Source organism: Mesorhizobium sp. U510 (assembly GCF_059180695.1).
Map to the genome: position 1 here is coordinate 6285051 of NZ_CP180532.1, position 15835 is coordinate 6300885.

Below are 15835 nucleotides of genomic sequence, written 5' to 3' on the forward strand. Positions count from 1 at the left end.
CCGACGTCGGCGCGGCCTCAGCTTTTCTGCTTGGCGCCTGCGCTCTTGCCATCGGAGCTTTTCGAGCGCTCCTCGAAACGCGCCGCACCCTTCTTCAGGGGATGGCCGGTCTCGGCTTCGGTCTTGCGCTCGTCCTTCGCCGCGGCCTGCTTCAATCCCTTGGCGGCCTGCTTGCCCTTAGCGGTTGGTGCTTGTTCGACGCCCATTTCTTCCTCCCTTGGTGCGATATCGCGCTATGTCAGGAGCAACGTGCGCAAGGGGCTGCGGTTCCATCTTCCCAGGAACGATCGGGCGCCTCAGCGCAGCGCCGTCATCGCCTTGCGGAACGCTTCCAGCGTCTCGGCACTGACATGGTGCTCGATGCCCTCGGCATCGATGCGCGCGGTCTCGGCGCTGACGCCGAGCGAGCGCAGGAAAGCCTCCACCGTCTGGTGACGGATGCGGCTTGCCTCCGCGACCTTGCGGCCGGCCTCGGTCAGGAACACGCCGCGATAGGGTTTTCTCGACACCAGCCCGTCGGCGCAAAGGCGCGTCAGCATCTTGGCCACCGTCGGCTGCGCGACGCCGAGACGCGCTGCGATGTCGACCTGGCGTGCCTCGTTGCCGTCCTCGATCAAATCGGCGATCAGCTCGACATAATCTTCGACCAGCGCGCTGCGGCGCGCTTGGCGCTGCTGCCGGAACCCTTCCGAATGGACATCGGCGTCGGGCAATGGCTCACGCGGGACAGGTCTGTTCTTCAGCGCCAATGCGCTCCTCCTCGGGAGTTTAGCCGTTCCTGCTTTATAGCACGGGCTCTGATTCTTCAGGCCGTTTATTTGCATTCCCCCACAGGCGCAACCGGCGTTTCCGATTGCGGTTTCGCAAACCCGGCCGAACGTCCGGCAAAAAGCACAAACAATGAAATATAGCATATTGCATAATGTTGAGCCATGGCATAGCTTATGGATATCCGCGGAAGTCTCAGAAAGCCTTTTCATGTCAGACGCAGAAGCCACAGCCCCTCGATCCTCATGGCGGTTCGCCGGACGGGACGAGGACGATCAGCCCAGCCTGCGCGAAGTCAATTCCACCATCGCCGTGCCGAGCTCGGGCGTCTGGTTCCGCCGGCTGTTCGCCTTCATGGGCCCGGGCTACATGGTTTCGGTCGGCTATATGGACCCGGGCAACTGGGCGACCGACCTCGCCGGCGGCGCCCAGTTCGGCTACACGCTGCTGTTCATCATCATGCTGTCCAACCTGATGGCGATCCTGCTGCAGGCGCTGGCCGCCCGGCTTGGCATCGCCACCGGCCGCGACCTCGCCCAGGCCTGCCGCGCCTATTATCCGCGCCCGGTCAATTTCGTGCTGTGGATCGCCTGCGAACTCGCCATCATCGCCTGCGACCTCGCCGAAGTCATCGGCACCGCGATCGCATTGAAGCTTCTGTTCGGCATTCCGCTGATCGGCGGCGCGATCCTCACCGCGCTCGACGCGTTCCTGGTGCTCATGTTGATGAACAAGGGGTTCCGCTATCTCGAAGCCTTCGTCATCGCGCTTTTGATCATCATCTTCAGCTGCTTTGCCATCCAGATCTTCGTTGCCGCGCCGCCGGCCGGCACGATCCTGCACTCGATGTTCGTGCCGTCCTCGGAGATCGTCACCAATCCGGCGATGCTCTACATCGCCATCGGCATCATCGGCGCCACGGTCATGCCGCACAATCTCTATCTGCACTCCTCGATCGTGCAGACCCGCGCCTATGAGCGCACCGAAAAGGGCAAGCGCGACGCCATCAAATGGGCGACGACGGACTCCACCATCGCCCTGATGCTGGCTCTGTTCGTCAACGCCGCTATCCTGATCGTCTCGGCTGTCGCCTTCCACAACACCGGCCACCAGGATGTGGCCGAGATCGACCAGGCCTTCGAGCTGCTGTCACCGCTGCTCGGCCTCAGCATTGCCTCGATCCTGTTTGCCGTGGCGCTGCTCGCTTCCGGCCTGAATTCGACAGTGACGGCGACGCTTGCCGGCCAGATCGTCATGGAAGGGTTCCTGCGCCTGCGCATCCCCAACTGGGCGCGCCGGCTTCTGACGCGCGGCCTCGCCATCATTCCCGTGGTGGTTGTGACCGCGCTCTATGGCGAGAAGGGTACCGGCCAGCTGCTGGTGTTCAGCCAGGTGATCCTGTCGATGCAATTGCCCTTCGCGGTGGTGCCGCTGGTGCAGTTCGTCTCCGACAAGAAGAAGATGGGCAACCTCGCCATTCCGCGCGGCGTGGCCGCACTCGCCTGGGTGGTCGCGGCGATCATCCTCGTGCTCAACTTCAAGCTGCTCTACGACACGCTGTTCGGGGTCAGCTAGAATTCCGCCAGACAGCGCGACAAACCGCCAAATCGCGCTATCTTTGCTGGCGTCATGAGCAGCATTGAAGACATCAGGAAATTCTACGCCCGGCTGATGGCGGCCAATGCCGCCTCATCGGATCCACGCCTGGAGGAGGTCTTCGCCACTGTTCCGCGCGAAGCCTTTCTTGGCCCGGGACCATGGACGATCGTCGCCGGGAGCGGCAAGGTCACCACGCCGAGCGCCGACCCGGCGCATATCTACCAGAACGTGCTCGTGGCGCTCGATGCCGACAAGGGCATCAACAATGGCGAGCCGTTCCTGCACGCCATGTGGATCGGGAAACTGGCGCCGAAACCCGGCGAGGCCGTCACGCATATCGGCGCTGGCACCGGCTACTACTCCGCCGTGCTGGCCAGGCTGGTTTCACCTCGCGGCACCGTCACCGCCTTCGAGCTCGACGGCAGGCTGGCCGAGCTGGCGCGCAAGAATCTCGAAATCTACGGCAATGCGACGGTGGTCCATGGCGACGCCGTGACCACGCCCTTGCCGCCATCCGACATCATCTATGTCAACGCCGGCGTCGTCGCCCCGCCGGTCGGATGGCTGAAGGCGCTGCGCCCCGGCGGTCGCATGATCTTCCCCTGGCGCCCGTCCGAACGCGTCCCGCTGGCGGTGATGGTGACCCGCACCGAGAAGGGCTTTGCCTGTGATCCCTTCATGCGCTCCTGGTTCATCCCCTGCATCGGTGCCTCGGTTGCGGATCTTGCGGCAAAGATCCCGACACGCGAGCAGGCCATGCGCAGCCGCTCGATCTGGCTTACGCAGCACAAGGCGCCGGATCGCACCGCCACGGCGATCTTCGGCGACGTCTGGTTCTCGACGAAAGACGTCCGTGCCAAACCCGGCAGCTGAGGCATCGATGCGCGGATTTGGCCAAAATTTCTCAGGCCCTGTCGGGGTGGGTGCGGGCCAGCCGTCCTTGGGCCACAATCCGCCCGCGACGGCGTGGATGGAACAAGGGAGAGACCCATGAGAAAGATCATCGCCGCCACCTTCGTCAGCCTCGACGGTGTTATGCAGGCCCCCGGCGGACCGGAAGAGGATCCGGTCGGCGGCTTCAAGTTCGGCGGCTGGACCTTCCATTACTTTGACGAGGTGGGCGGCGCGGCAATGGACGAACTCTTCTCCAAACCTTTCGCCCTGCTGCTCGGCCGCAGAACCTACGACATCTTCAACGCCTATTGGCCGTACCAGAAGGATCCTATCGCCGATGCCTTCAACCCCGCGACCAAATATGTGGCCACGCATCGGCCTGACACGCTCACCTGGCAGAACACGCAATGGCTTGGGGAAGATATCGTCGCGGCGTTGCGCCGCCTCAAGCAGCAGGATGGACCCGACCTGCTCATCCAGGGATCGGCCAACCTGATCCAGACCTTGCTCGCCAACGGGCTGATCGACGAGATCCGGCTGATGATCTTCCCGCTGTTGCTGGGCAAGGGCAAGCGGCTGTTCGGCGATGACGCGATGCCGGCCGCATTCAAGCTCGTGAAGTCGCAGACGTCCAGCACCGGCATCATCATCGCAACCTACGAACGATCTGGCGAAATCGAGGTCGGCTCCTTTGTCACGGGCGAGCCGTCCGACGCCGAACTCGAGCGGCGCAGGAACTGGAAGTAGCGGACGGCCTTGGCACCTTTCCTCTCTCTCCGGAGGGGGGAGAGGAAAGGTGCCAAGCAGCGACGGAGTGGGGGAAGCCATCCGCCAAACGTACCGCCGTAAGACAGGCAGAACAGGCGGCCAAGAAGACTGGAGGCCTGCGGTAATCAAGCGGAAAAAGATCGACCCCCAACTCCGTCGAGCTTCGCTCGACACCTCTCCCCCGATCGACGGGGGAGAGGAACCCAAGTTCCGCACGGTCTCAAGCCGCCGCCGGTCGCCGCGCCAGCCCATCCCTGATATGCCGCGCGAATTCCTGCGCGGCCGGGCCGACGCCGTGCCGCGGCAGATGCAGATTGATGGCAAAATTCGGCAGTGGCGGCAGCCCGACATCGAACGGCAAGATGTCGAGATCGGCCGGCACGGTGGAGGCCAGCCAGGTGGTGACGGCGAGGTCGGAGCGCACGGTCGCCGTCGTGGCGTCGATGTTGCCGTTCTCGAACACGGTGCGCCACTCCAGCCCATGCTCGTTGAGCGCCGCAAGCACGACAGGGCGAAAGGCGCAGGTGTCGGCGACGATCGACACCGGCAGCGGCCGCTTGGCGCGGGCAGTGCCGCCTCGGGCGCCGACCCAGACCAGCCGGTCGATGGCCAGGCATTCGCCCGATGTCGGGCCGACCCGCTCCTCGATCACCGCAAGGTCGATGGTTCCGGCCGCAAGCGCTGACGCCAATTCCGGCGATGACGCGCAGACCAGCGAGATCTCGACCTGTGGATAGGTTTCCGCATAGGTCTTCAGCACCGGCGCCAGCAAGGTGCCGACCAGATCGTACGGCACGCCGAGCCGCACCTGGCCGGCCACGGCCGAGCCCGCCATCTCGGCCCAGATCTCGTCATTCAGGCTGAGCAGGCGCTTGGCCTTGTCGAACAGCCGCTCGCCAGACCGCGTCAGGCGCAGGCCGCGCCGGTCACGCTCGAACAGGCTGCAGCCGAGCGTCCCCTCCAGCCTTTTGACCTGCTGGCTGACGGCGCCTTGCGTCAGATGCAGGGCGTTGGCGGCAGCCGTCATGCTGGCCTTGTCGGCGACGGTGACGAAGGTGCGCAGCAGCGCCGTATCGAGGTTGCGGATCATCTTAGCATTATAGATGCTAATGCCGAATATCGCAAACATTGCATTTACTGATGCCAGAACGGGCCTACCATGGGAGCTACGACAAAGGACGCCCCATGCTCCAGCCTATCCTGCCGCTCATCCTGTTTGCCTTCGTGGCCACCGCCACGCCCGGCATCGCCACGACCTTGTCGACCGCCTCGGGCGCGCAGTTCGGTTTTCGCCGTTCGGTTCCGCTGATGATCGGCAGCGCCGCCGGCCTCGCTACGGTGACGGCTGCCGCCGCGGCCGGGCTTGCGGGCCTGCTGCTTGCGGTGCCGTCCCTGCAACTGGCGATGAAGGTGATTGGCTCGCTCTATCTCCTGTGGCTGGCCGTAAAGATCGGCCGTGCCGGGCCACCCAATCTCGACGTGACGATGGCCAAACCGAACAGCTTTCTCGGCGGCGCCGGCATCCAGTGGATGAACCCCAAGGGTTGGGCGATGGGGCTGGGCGCGGCGGCGTCGTTCGCCGCACTGGCCGATGGGCCGGGACAACTCGCTCTGCTGCTCGGCTCGACCTTCGGCCTCACCGCCGCCATCTCTCTGTCCGTCTGGTGCATGGCCGGCATGGTGCTGGCCCGGCTGCTGAAGACCGAATGGCAATGGCGCGCCCTCAACATCGTGCTGGCGCTGGTGCTGGCCGCGTCTATCATCCCGATGTGGGGGCCGGCTTAGAACACCGTCCTAGCAGGACCTGGGTTCCTCGCCCCCGCTAGAGCGGGGGAAAGGCCGCGAAGCGGTCGGAGAGGCGGCGCCAGCGGCTGGAAGGGGCTTCTTGAAGCCAATTCACGGACAGGATTGCGCCAATCCCCCTCTCCGTCTCGGCTTCGCCGAGCCACCTCTCCCCCACATTCGTGGGGGCGAGGAACCCAAGCATGGATAGCCCTCAAGCCGCGTAGCGCGCCGCCGGCTTGTCGGCGTGCAGGCTGCCGTAGAAGGCTTGGCGGGCGCCGAGGAACGTGTCCAGTTTGGCGGCATCGGCAAGTGCCGGTACGGTCACGGCTTCGCCCCTGGCCAGGCCGACAAGCGCGGCATCGACCATATCGTCGGCGGACATGACGATTTCCTTGGGAAGCTGGTCGATATCGCTGCCGGCCAGTTCCCAGAAATCGGTCCGGGTCGCCCCCGGCAGCACCACCTGCACCGTCACACCCGTGCCCGCGACCTCGCGCTGCAGCGCTTCGGTGAAGTTGACGACATAGGCCTTGGTGCCGCTGTAGATGCCGCCGAACGACGTTTCATAGGCGAGCACCGAGGCGATGTTGACGATGGCGCCGCGGTTGCGCGCGAGAAGCCCCGGCAGCACGGCACGGGTCAGGCGGGTCAAGGCAATGACATTGACCTTGATCATGCGTTCGGCCGCGTCGGCGTCGGCCGTTGCCACCACCTGCTGGCCGCCAAGGCCGGCATTGTTGACCAGCAGCGTCACGCTGTCATCGGCAGATATCATCCGCTCGACACGGCGCACATCGTCGTCGTCGGACAGATCAGCTGCGATGAAGCTGACCTTGCGATCGTAGGCGTAGCGCAGCTTCTCGGCCAGTTCCTCGAGCCGGTCGGCGCGCCGCGCCACCAGCACGAGATCATAGCCCTGCCCGGCCAGCCGGTCTGCATAGACCGCGCCGATGCCCGATGAGGCGCCTGTGACGACCGCCGTGCCCTTGTTTGCCTGTCCACTCATTGTCCTGTTCCTTCTATCTCTGTTCGCTTCGACCTGGCCGCCGGCACCGCAGGCCATTCGCCTCGGCGCGCCGACATGCCGCCTGATTGATTTAGTGGCATATACCACTTTCGACGAAATAGGCATATGCCACTATCTTGTCAATGAGTGCGTTCGGGATTATTTGTCGGGCAGCGACCGGACAGGATTTTCTCCGGCGCCGAGGAACCACCATGCCGAAAGACACCCTGCCCGGGCTGACAGCCTGCAACTACGCCATGCTGCGGCGCGCGACGCGCAAGCTCGGCCAGTTCTATGATGACGTGCAGGCCCCGTCCGGCCTCAAGGCCACGCAGCAGGGCCTGCTCTACCAGATACACATCGGCGACGAACCGGCCATGGGCGCCATTGCCGCTGCCCTGGTCATGGACCTTTCGGCGCTCGGCCACACGCTGAAGCCGCTGATCCGCGACGGTTTTGTCGAGACCTTCGCCGATCCGGACGACCGCCGCATCAAGCGGGTGCGGCTGACCCAGCAAGGGCGGACCAAGCTCGATGAGGCGATGAAGCTGTGGCAAGCCGCCCAGCAGCGCTTCGAGGATGTGGTGGGCAAGGAAAAGGCGGAACGCCTGCGCGCGGTGCTGGATGACATCAGCGCGCTGGATTTTGATTTGCCGCCGGCTACCTAAGCAATTCCAGGAAAAGTGTGAAACGGTTTTCCCGGGAAAGCGCGTAGCGCTTTCCCTTGGGAATTGCGTCAAAATGGATTGGCCGCCGACGGCTTTCGAAGAGACTATTCGGCCGGCATCGCGACCGGCCGTGCCGCCCAGCGGCCGGCCAGCACGATACCCAGCCCGACGATCGGGAAGGCCGCGGCAACCAGGCCGAGATCGACCGGCGAGCCGTAGCGCAGCACGCCACCGCCCACCACCGCGCCCAGCGCCACGCCGAGATAGAGCGCCGAACCGTTGAGCGACAGCACGATCGGCGCGGCATCGGGCGCCAGCTTGATGATGCGGCTGGCCTGCGCCGGCGGGAACGCCCAACCGACGATGCCCCACGGCACCATCATCGCCATCAGTGCCGGACCGGCAATGTGCTGCGGCAGGAAGGCCGGCACGACCGACAGCATTACCAGCATGGCGGCGCTCAGCGTCAGCGACCAGCCGACGGTGCGGGTGGCGCCGAAGCGGTCGGCCGCCTGGCCGCCGGCAATGTTGCCGATGACGGCGCCGACGCCGAAGGCGAGCAGCATGCCGGGCAGCGCGATCTGGCTGAGCCCGGCGCCCTCGATGGCGAGCGGCGCGACATAGGCAAAGACGGTGAACGCGCCGGTCAGCGCCAGCAATGTCGTCACCAGGATCGGCATCACGCCGGGCCGCATGGCGGCCGCCAGCCGGCGCTTCAGCGGCAGCCTTGTGCCGACGATGCCGCGCGGCAGCCGGTACCACAGGATGGCGCCGGCGAGCGCGCCGAGCCCGGCAATGGCATAGAAGGTGCCGCGCCAACCGGCGATCGTCGCGACCAGCGCGCCGAGCGGCGCCCCGACGGCGACGGCCACCGTGGTGCCGCCGACGACGACGGCGATGGCGCGTGCCCGGTGATGGTCATCGACCAGCGCCACCGCAGTGCCCTGCGCGGTCGCGGCGAACAGCCCCGACGACAGCGCCATGATGATGCGCGCGATCAGAAGCACTTCGAAGGAGGAACTCAGGGCGGCGGCGATGTTGCCGATGACGAAGAACACCAGCGTCCACAGGATGACGCGGCGCCGGTCCCATTCGCCGGTCAGCGTCGCCAGGATCGGCGTGCCGATGGCGTAGGCGAGCGCGAAGGCGGTGATCAGCGTGCCGGCGAGTGGAATGGAAATGCCGGCATCCCTGGCGATGTCGGGCAGAAGGCTGGAGATGACGAAGCCTTCGGTCGAGATCGCAAACGATCCGAGCGCAAGCCAGAAGATCCGCTTGTCCATGGCATGTGTCCTTAGTTCAAAAGTTATTGAACAATTGGACATAGCAGGGCATGATGTCAATGAAGCCAGGGCAAAATAGCTGAACCATCCTGACAGCCCTGTGTCAGCACGGTCGTTCGGCACGGATCGAAATGGAGAAACAGTGTGTACGGGCCAGCGAGGACGGATGCGTTGAAATCGGCCCGAACTGCGCTTAGGTTCCAGCCATGACGCTACCTCATCCCAATACGGACCAGATCAGCCTGCCGATCGTGCTTGGCGTGCTCGGCGATCCGACACGGCTCGCCATCGTGCGCTATCTCGCCAGCAAGGAAGGCGTGGCGCTGAACTGCAGCCAGTTCCTCGATCTCGGCTCCAAGACCAATCTCAGCTACCACCTCGCCAAGCTGCGCGAGGCCGGCGTCACCCGCGCCGAAGTGGTCGGCACCAACCGCATGATCACGCTGCGCCGCGCCGACCTCGACGCCCGCTTCCCCGGCCTGCTCGACAGCGTCATCGCCGCCGCCGTCGACGACCCCGCTCTGCCGGCGGTCGGCGGCCACGATATTGAGGTGCCGGCCTAGATCTGCAGGTTCCAAGCTAAAGCTCTGTCGCCGCTAGCGCTGCCAGAAACCGATATGCGGGGCGAGAAGTTCCTCCTCCATCTCCGGGATGGGGCCGTGGACCTCGACCGGCTTCTGCCCGGAGCCGAGGACCGTGCGTGACGAGAGGTTCATCGTCGGATTCTCGGCGTGGTCGCCAGTCAGCGCGAGAAGCTTGGTCTCTTCGAAGCCGTAGACCAGCCGGCCGATATTTGCCCAGTAGAGCGTTCCGGTGCACATCGCGCAGGGCTCGCCAGTTGTGACCAACGTGCAGGACCAGAGGAAATCCGGCGGATAGGCGTCCGCGGCACGCCGGCTGAGCTCGGTTTCGGCGTGGCGCACGGTGTTGATGTTGCCTTGCCGCATCAGGATGCGATCATCGGGGCCGACGAGCACACAGCCGAAAGGATGGTGCCCGTGCGCGGCGGCCTCGCGCGCCACGTCATTGGCGGCGCGGAGGTGAGCGAACATCTGGTCACGGGTCATCGCCTGTGCCTTCCGGAGCTGTCTACGTAGATAGATGAACTGGGACGGCGTGGACGGTAGCAGATGGAGTGCTACCGCGATAGCCGTGGGCGGGCCGCGCGGGTGCCCCGCTTGCCCCGAACCGTCTCAACGACTTGATGACGAAAGCGGGGACTTGATAACAAAGGCGGCGGGTTGATAACGAAGACGGGCCGGAGTCCCGATGGGGCCGCACCATGGGAGCCCGCCGCATGCGCATAGCCGTCCTCGCCGATATCCACGGCAACGTCCTGGCACTCGACGCCGTGCTCGAGGATCTGCGTGAGCGCGGCGGCGCTGAGCTCACCATCAATCTCGGCGACAGCGTTTCAGGCCCGCTCTGGCCGCGCGAGACGTTTGAGCGCCTGGAAGCGCTGAACCTGCCGACGGTGCGCGGCAACCATGACCGCCGCGTCGCGGTCGATCCGGCCGACGAGACCATGTGGGCGTCCGACGTCTATGCGCAGGAGCGGCTGACGCAGGCGCAGCGCCAGGTGCTGTTCGCGCAGCCGCTGACGCTGGAGGTCGCGCCCGGCATCGTCGCCTTCCACGCCCGCCCCGACCATGACGAGAAATATCTGCTCGACGCGATCGTCGACGGCCAGCTGGTGCGCGCGCCGCTGGCGGCGATCAGGCGGCGGCTGAAGGCGCTCGACCCCGCCTGCCGCATCGCGCTGTGCGGCCACAGCCACCGACCGGAACTGGTCCGCATCCCCGACGGTCCTGTCATCTTCAATCCGGGCAGCATCGGCTGCCCCGCCTATGACAATTCCACCCCGCCGGCGCATGTTTCCGAACAGGGTTCGCCGCATGCGCGCTACGGCATCGTCACCTTGGGCGGCGAAGGCCGGCCCGACCGCTTCGAGACGATCGCCGTCGACTACGACCACGAAGCGGCGGCACGACAGGCCGAACAGGCGGGAAGGCCGGAATGGGCCCATGGGCTCAGGACTGGGTTCATGCCGGGCTGAGCGAAGCTCGTGCCCCAGCGGAATGCCTTGCATGCAGCTCCCCGGCCGAGGGCCGCCTGAAACGCCTTCGCGGCCACACTCAAGGCGCAAAACATCTCGCTTGTAGACACGGCGGCGCAGCGTCGCTTATAAAACCGGCTTCGCGTGCGGCAGCGTTTTGGGTTCTGGCGGTGCCTTTGGGAATGCAATTGATCGCCGACAGCCAAGTGACGAGGCGCCGAATTACGCTGCGGACAACGCTGTTGGCGCTGATGGCCGCTCCGCTGCTGATGGCGGCGTGGTCCACCGTTGTCCCGGCCCATGCCGAAGAGACGCCCTTCATCTCCGTCGTCACCGGCCTCGCGCCTGACGACCTGCTCAATATCCGCGCCAAACCTTCGGCGATCGGCAAGACCGAGGCACGTCTGGCCGCCGGCGCCAGCGTCAGGAACCTCGGCTGCAACGACATTGACGGACACCCCTGGTGCAAGGTCCAGTCTGACAATCCCAAAGCCATCGGCTGGGCTCCGGCGCGCTATCTCATTCCCCTCAACCCGGCGACGGTGCCCCTCGACCAGGCGGATGCCGGCGCGGCGCCCGATGCGGCGACGCCGCCGGCGGCGGCACAGCCCGACCTGACGGCGCGGCTTGGCGGCGCGGCCCACCCCGTCGCGCCAGAAGCCCCGATGAAATCCACCGCGGAGATCGCCATGCAGGATGCCTATGGCCTGGCGCTGGCGGCGAATGAAACCCCGTCGACTGGCGAAATCCCCGCCCTCGCGCAGGATGCGGCCGCGGATAGCGGCTCTGCGGCGGGATCGCTTCCCGTTCCCACGCCGCGTCCTGACGGCACCGCGCCCGCCGTCGACACGCAGACCGTCGCCGAACTGCCGCCGCAGCCGACCTCCCTTGCCCAGGGCGGTGGCGTCGAAATCCCCTGCGCCCGCTATGTCGGCCAGCCGATGCAGCGCTGCGCGGCAGCCATCGTGCACAAGGGCGCCGACAAGGCCGATATCACCGTGACCTGGCCGGATGGCGGTACGCGCCTCATCTCCTTCTATGCCGGCCTGCCGGCCGGCTCGGACACCAAGGGCGATTTCCGCTTCACCCGCGAGGGCAGCCTGAGCATGATCCGCATTGGCGTCTCCGAACGCTTCGAGATCACCGACACAGTGGCGTTTGGACGCTAGGGATTAGGCAGTAGGCAGTAGGGAATAGGCAGTAGGGGCGTACGTCCAAGGCGCTTGAAAAGCCCTACTGCCTCCTGCCCAACCCCTGCTGCCTATTTCCTGCTGCCTAATCCCGCATTTTCGGGGTTACATCCGCCAAAACTCTTCCCTATAAGGCCCACCTAGCCTGATACCAGAATCGCGAGCACAACCGGCCGGGTCTTCCCGTCCCGGTTTTTTGTGCAAGCCGCCCGCCGAACGGACCTATGACATGCCAAGACGCACCGACATCAAGTCGATCCTGATCATCGGGGCCGGCCCCATCGTCATAGGCCAGGCCTGCGAATTCGACTATTCCGGTACCCAGGCCTGCAAGGCGCTGAAGGAGGAAGGCTTCCGCGTCATCCTGGTCAATTCCAACCCGGCCACCATCATGACCGACCCGGAACTGGCCGACGCCACCTATATCGAGCCGATCACGCCGGAAGTCGTCGCCAAGATCATCGCCAAGGAGCGGCCGGACGCGCTGCTGCCGACCATGGGCGGCCAGACCGCGCTCAACACGGCTTTGTCGCTGCGCCGCATGGGTGTGCTCGACCGCTACAATGTCGAGATGATCGGCGCCGACGCCACCGCCATCGACAAGGCCGAGGACCGCGCGCTGTTCCGCGAGGCGATGAGCAAGATCGGCCTGGAAACGCCGAAGTCGATGCTGGCCAACGCCACCGACGTCAAGAACGCCGACCGCAAGACGCATGAGGCGGAGCGCGCCGCACTGAAGGCCGAGAAGCCGGAAAATCTCGACGCCGAACTCGACGCGCTGGAAACCCGCTGGAACCTCGGCGAAGGCGACCGCAAGCAGCGCTACATCAGCCATGCCATGGCGATCGCCGCCCAGGCGCTCGACCATGTCGGCCTACCCGCCATCATCCGCCCCTCCTTCACCATGGGCGGCACCGGCGGCGGCATCGCCTACAACAGGGCCGAATTCTACGACATCGTCCAGTCCGGCCTCGACGCCTCGCCGACCACCGAAGTGCTGATCGAGGAGAGCGTGCTCGGCTGGAAGGAGTATGAGATGGAGGTCGTCCGCGACAAGGCGGACAATTGCATCATCGTCTGCTCGATCGAAAACATCGACCCGATGGGCGTGCATACGGGTGACTCGATCACCGTCGCCCCTGCCCTGACCCTCACGGACAAAGAATACCAGATGATGCGCAACGCCTCGATCGCGGTGCTGCGCGAGATCGGCGTCGAGACCGGCGGCTCCAACGTGCAGTTCGCCGTCAACCCGGCCGATGGCCGCCTCGTCGTCATCGAGATGAACCCGCGCGTCTCGCGCTCTTCCGCACTCGCCTCCAAGGCGACCGGCTTCCCCATCGCCAAGATCGCCGCCAAACTTGCCGTCGGCTACACGCTGGACGAGTTGGAGAACGACATCACCGGCGGCGCGACGCCCGCCTCGTTCGAGCCGTCGATCGACTACGTCGTCACCAAAATCCCGCGCTTTGCCTTCGAAAAATTCCCCGGCGCCGAGCCGGTGCTGACGACAGCCATGAAGTCGGTCGGCGAAGTCATGGCCATCGGCCGCACTTTCCAGGAATCGCTGCAGAAGGCACTGCGTGGCCTGGAAACCGGCCTGACCGGCCTCGACGAGATCGAAATCCCCGGCCTCGGCCATGGGGCGACGGTTGCCAACCACGCCGACGACCGCAACGCCATCCGTGCCGCGCTCGGCACGCCGACGCCCGACAGGCTGCGCATGGTGGCGCAGGCGATCCGCATGGGCACCTCGCTGGAAGACGTGCACGCAATGTGCAAGATCGACCCGTGGTTCCTCGAACAGATCGCCGGCATCCTGGCCATGGAAGCCCGCATCCGCGAGCACGGCATTCCGCAGGACGCCGTCAACCTGCGCATGCTGAAGGCCATGGGTTTCTCCGATGCCCGCCTGGCGTCGCTGACCAAAACCGATGCCGAAGTGGTCGCGAAAATCCGCGACAAGCTCGACGTTCATCCCGTCTACAAGCGCATCGACACATGTGCTGCCGAATTCGCCTCGCCCACCGCCTATATGTACTCGACCTACGAAGTGCCGTTTGCCGGCGCGTTGGCCAACGAAGCGCAGGTCTCGTCGCGCAAGAAGGTGGTCATCCTCGGCGGCGGACCGAACCGCATCGGCCAGGGCATCGAGTTCGACTATTGCTGCTGCCATGCGGCGTTTGCGCTGCGCGATGCCGGCTATGAAGCGATCATGATCAACTGCAACCCGGAGACGGTCTCGACCGACTACGACACGTCGGACCGGCTCTATTTCGATCCGCTGACGGCGGAGGACGTGCTGGAGATCCTGCGCGCCGAACAGGCCTCGGGCGAACTGGTCGGCGTCATCGTCCAGTTCGGCGGCCAGACGCCGCTGAAGCTGGCCGATGCGCTGGAAAAGGCCGGCATCCCGATCCTCGGCACCTCGCCCGACATGATCGATCTCGCCGAAGACCGCGACCGCTTCCAGAAGCTGCTGCACAAGCTCGGCCTCAGCCAGCCGAAGAACGGCATCGCCTATTCGGTCGAGCAGGCCCGCCTCGTCGCCGGCGAACTCGGCTTCCCGCTGGTGGTGCGCCCGTCCTATGTGCTGGGCGGCCGCGCCATGCAGATCATCCATGACGAGAGCATGCTGCAGAGCTACCTGCTCGACACCGTGCCCGGCCTGGTGCCGGAGGACATCAAGCAGAAATACCCGAACGACAAGACCGGCCAGATCAACACGCTGTTGGGCAAGAACCCGCTTCTGTTCGACACCTATCTCTCGGGCGCCATCGAGGTCGATGTCGACTGCCTCTGCGACGGCAAGGCGACCTTCGTCTCCGGCATTCTCGAGCACATCGAGGAGGCCGGCATCCATTCGGGCGACTCGGCCTGTTCGCTGCCCGTGCACTCGCTGCCTTCCGAGCTGGTCGACGAGTTGGAGCGCCAGACGGCAGCCCTTGCCCGCGCGCTCAATGTCGGCGGTCTGATGAACGTGCAGTACGCGATCAAGGACGGCACGGTCTATGTGCTGGAGGTCAACCCGCGCGCCTCGCGCACCGTGCCCTTCGTCGCCAAGACCATCGGCAGGCCGATCGCGAAGATCGCCGCCCGCATCATGGCCGGCGAGACGCTGGAAGACGCCTTCGCCCATTACGGCGCCATGCCCGATCCGCGCAACCCCGGCCACATCGCGGTCAAGGAAGCCGTCTTCCCCTTCGCCCGCTTCCCCGGCGTCGACATATTGCTCGGCCCGGAAATGCGCTCGACCGGCGAGGTCATGGGCCTCGACCGCGATTTCGCGCTGGCCTTCGCCAAGAGCCAGCTCGGCGCCGGCGTCGACCTGCCCCGCTCCGGCACGCTGTTCGTCTCGGTGCGCGACGAGGACAAGAAAGGCATATTGCCGGCGGTGAAGCGCCTGGCCGGCCTCGGCTTCAAGGTACTGGCGACATCAGGCACGCAGCGCTTCCTCGCCGAAAACGGCGTGGTGGCCGAGAAGATCAACAAGGTGCTGGAAGGCCGCCCCCACATCGAGGACGCCATCCGCAACCGCCAGGTCCAGATCGTCTTCAACACGACGGATGGCCAGAAGGCGGTGTCGGACTCGAAGTCGCTGCGCCGGGCGACGCTGATGCAGAAGGTGCCGTATTACACGACGCTGTCGGGTGCGGCCGCTGTGGCAGAGGCGATTGCCGCGCTGAAAGCGGGCAGCCTGGAGGTCAGGCCGCTGCAGGAGTATTTTGCTTAAGACGACCGCGAAATGACAACTACCCCTTCCCGCTCACATACGAGAGGGCTACCGGCATGCATGATGGGCACGCGCGCGAAAACTT

Annotated in this window: 15 protein-coding genes; 9 read left to right on the forward strand and 6 right to left on the reverse strand. The window is 65.3% G+C overall.

From position 1 onward, the window contains the following. Nucleotides 1-17: 17 nt before the first annotated feature. Nucleotides 18-206: a hypothetical protein gene (locus ACLGL5_RS32500; RefSeq protein ID WP_019860505.1), complete on the reverse strand. Its 189-nt coding sequence runs from the start codon at nucleotides 204-206 to the stop codon at nucleotides 18-20. A gap of 90 nt (nucleotides 207-296) precedes the next feature. Further along, complete coding sequence (gene mntR, locus ACLGL5_RS32505; protein WP_069092935.1) at nucleotides 297-749, reverse strand: manganese-binding transcriptional regulator MntR; 453 nt, start codon at nucleotides 747-749, stop codon at nucleotides 297-299. A gap of 229 nt (nucleotides 750-978) precedes the next feature. On the opposite strand from mntR, the gene ACLGL5_RS32510 reads away from it, so the two are divergent. The 3 genes from ACLGL5_RS32510 to ACLGL5_RS32520 all read left to right on the forward strand — a co-directional run bounded on the left by ACLGL5_RS32510 (nucleotide 979) and on the right by ACLGL5_RS32520 (nucleotide 4008). Further along, nucleotides 979-2343, forward strand: a complete 1365-nt coding sequence (locus tag ACLGL5_RS32510) for an Nramp family divalent metal transporter (RefSeq protein ID WP_019860507.1) — start codon at nucleotides 979-981, stop codon at nucleotides 2341-2343. Between the two features lie 54 nt (nucleotides 2344-2397). Then, complete coding sequence (locus ACLGL5_RS32515) at nucleotides 2398-3240, forward strand: protein-L-isoaspartate O-methyltransferase family protein (RefSeq protein WP_019860508.1); 843 nt, start codon at nucleotides 2398-2400, stop codon at nucleotides 3238-3240. Between the two features lie 117 nt (nucleotides 3241-3357). Beyond that, nucleotides 3358-4008: a dihydrofolate reductase family protein gene (locus ACLGL5_RS32520; RefSeq protein WP_064980500.1), complete on the forward strand. Its 651-nt coding sequence runs from the start codon at nucleotides 3358-3360 to the stop codon at nucleotides 4006-4008. Nucleotides 4009-4249: 241 nt separating this feature from the next. Here the strand turns inward: ACLGL5_RS32520 and ACLGL5_RS32525 are convergent, their stop codons facing one another. After that, nucleotides 4250-5119 carry a LysR family transcriptional regulator gene (locus ACLGL5_RS32525; RefSeq protein WP_083246997.1) on the reverse strand — a complete coding sequence of 290 codons (870 nt, stop codon included), beginning with the start codon at nucleotides 5117-5119 and terminating at the stop codon, nucleotides 4250-4252. A gap of 95 nt (nucleotides 5120-5214) precedes the next feature. Between ACLGL5_RS32525 and ACLGL5_RS32530 the strand changes: the two genes are divergently transcribed. Then, entirely contained in the window at nucleotides 5215-5814 is a 600-nt protein-coding gene (locus ACLGL5_RS32530; RefSeq protein ID WP_069092937.1) for a LysE family translocator, read from the forward strand. 211 nt (nucleotides 5815-6025) lie between these two features. On the opposite strand, the gene ACLGL5_RS32535 is transcribed toward ACLGL5_RS32530, so the two are convergent. Next, on the reverse strand, nucleotides 6026-6820 hold the full coding sequence (locus tag ACLGL5_RS32535; RefSeq protein WP_069092938.1) for an SDR family NAD(P)-dependent oxidoreductase: 795 nt from the start codon (nucleotides 6818-6820) through the stop codon (nucleotides 6026-6028). A 212-nt stretch (nucleotides 6821-7032) separates the two neighbouring features. On the opposite strand from ACLGL5_RS32535, the gene ACLGL5_RS32540 reads away from it, so the two are divergent. Beyond that, nucleotides 7033-7488: a MarR family winged helix-turn-helix transcriptional regulator gene (locus ACLGL5_RS32540; protein WP_019860514.1), complete on the forward strand. Its 456-nt coding sequence runs from the start codon at nucleotides 7033-7035 to the stop codon at nucleotides 7486-7488. A 104-nt stretch (nucleotides 7489-7592) separates the two neighbouring features. Here the strand turns inward: ACLGL5_RS32540 and ACLGL5_RS32545 are convergent, their stop codons facing one another. Then, nucleotides 7593-8771 (reverse strand): MFS transporter, encoded by a 1179-nt coding sequence (locus tag ACLGL5_RS32545; protein WP_019860515.1) that lies wholly within the window; start codon nucleotides 8769-8771, stop codon nucleotides 7593-7595. A 206-nt stretch (nucleotides 8772-8977) separates the two neighbouring features. Here ACLGL5_RS32545 and ACLGL5_RS32550 point away from each other — a divergent pair, with 206 nt between their 5' ends. Next, nucleotides 8978-9334, forward strand: coding sequence for an ArsR/SmtB family transcription factor (locus ACLGL5_RS32550; protein ID WP_038648931.1), 357 nt, complete (start codon nucleotides 8978-8980; stop codon nucleotides 9332-9334). A gap of 33 nt (nucleotides 9335-9367) precedes the next feature. Here ACLGL5_RS32550 and ACLGL5_RS32555 read toward each other — a convergent pair whose 3' ends face one another. Continuing rightward, nucleotides 9368-9838, reverse strand: a complete 471-nt coding sequence (locus tag ACLGL5_RS32555; RefSeq protein WP_019860517.1) for a nucleoside deaminase — start codon at nucleotides 9836-9838, stop codon at nucleotides 9368-9370. Nucleotides 9839-10068: 230 nt separating this feature from the next. Here ACLGL5_RS32555 and ACLGL5_RS32560 point away from each other — a divergent pair, with 230 nt between their 5' ends. From ACLGL5_RS32560 to carB, 3 genes are all read left to right on the forward strand, one after another. Continuing rightward, nucleotides 10069-10827 (forward strand): metallophosphoesterase family protein, encoded by a 759-nt coding sequence (locus ACLGL5_RS32560; RefSeq protein ID WP_494372837.1) that lies wholly within the window; start codon nucleotides 10069-10071, stop codon nucleotides 10825-10827. Nucleotides 10828-11009: 182 nt separating this feature from the next. Continuing rightward, nucleotides 11010-11996, forward strand: coding sequence for an SH3 domain-containing protein (locus tag ACLGL5_RS32565; RefSeq protein WP_069092940.1), 987 nt, complete (start codon nucleotides 11010-11012; stop codon nucleotides 11994-11996). A gap of 250 nt (nucleotides 11997-12246) precedes the next feature. Next, entirely contained in the window at nucleotides 12247-15750 is a 3504-nt protein-coding gene (carB, locus tag ACLGL5_RS32570) for a carbamoyl-phosphate synthase large subunit (protein ID WP_069093508.1), read from the forward strand. The last annotated feature ends 85 nt before the right edge of the window (nucleotides 15751-15835 follow it).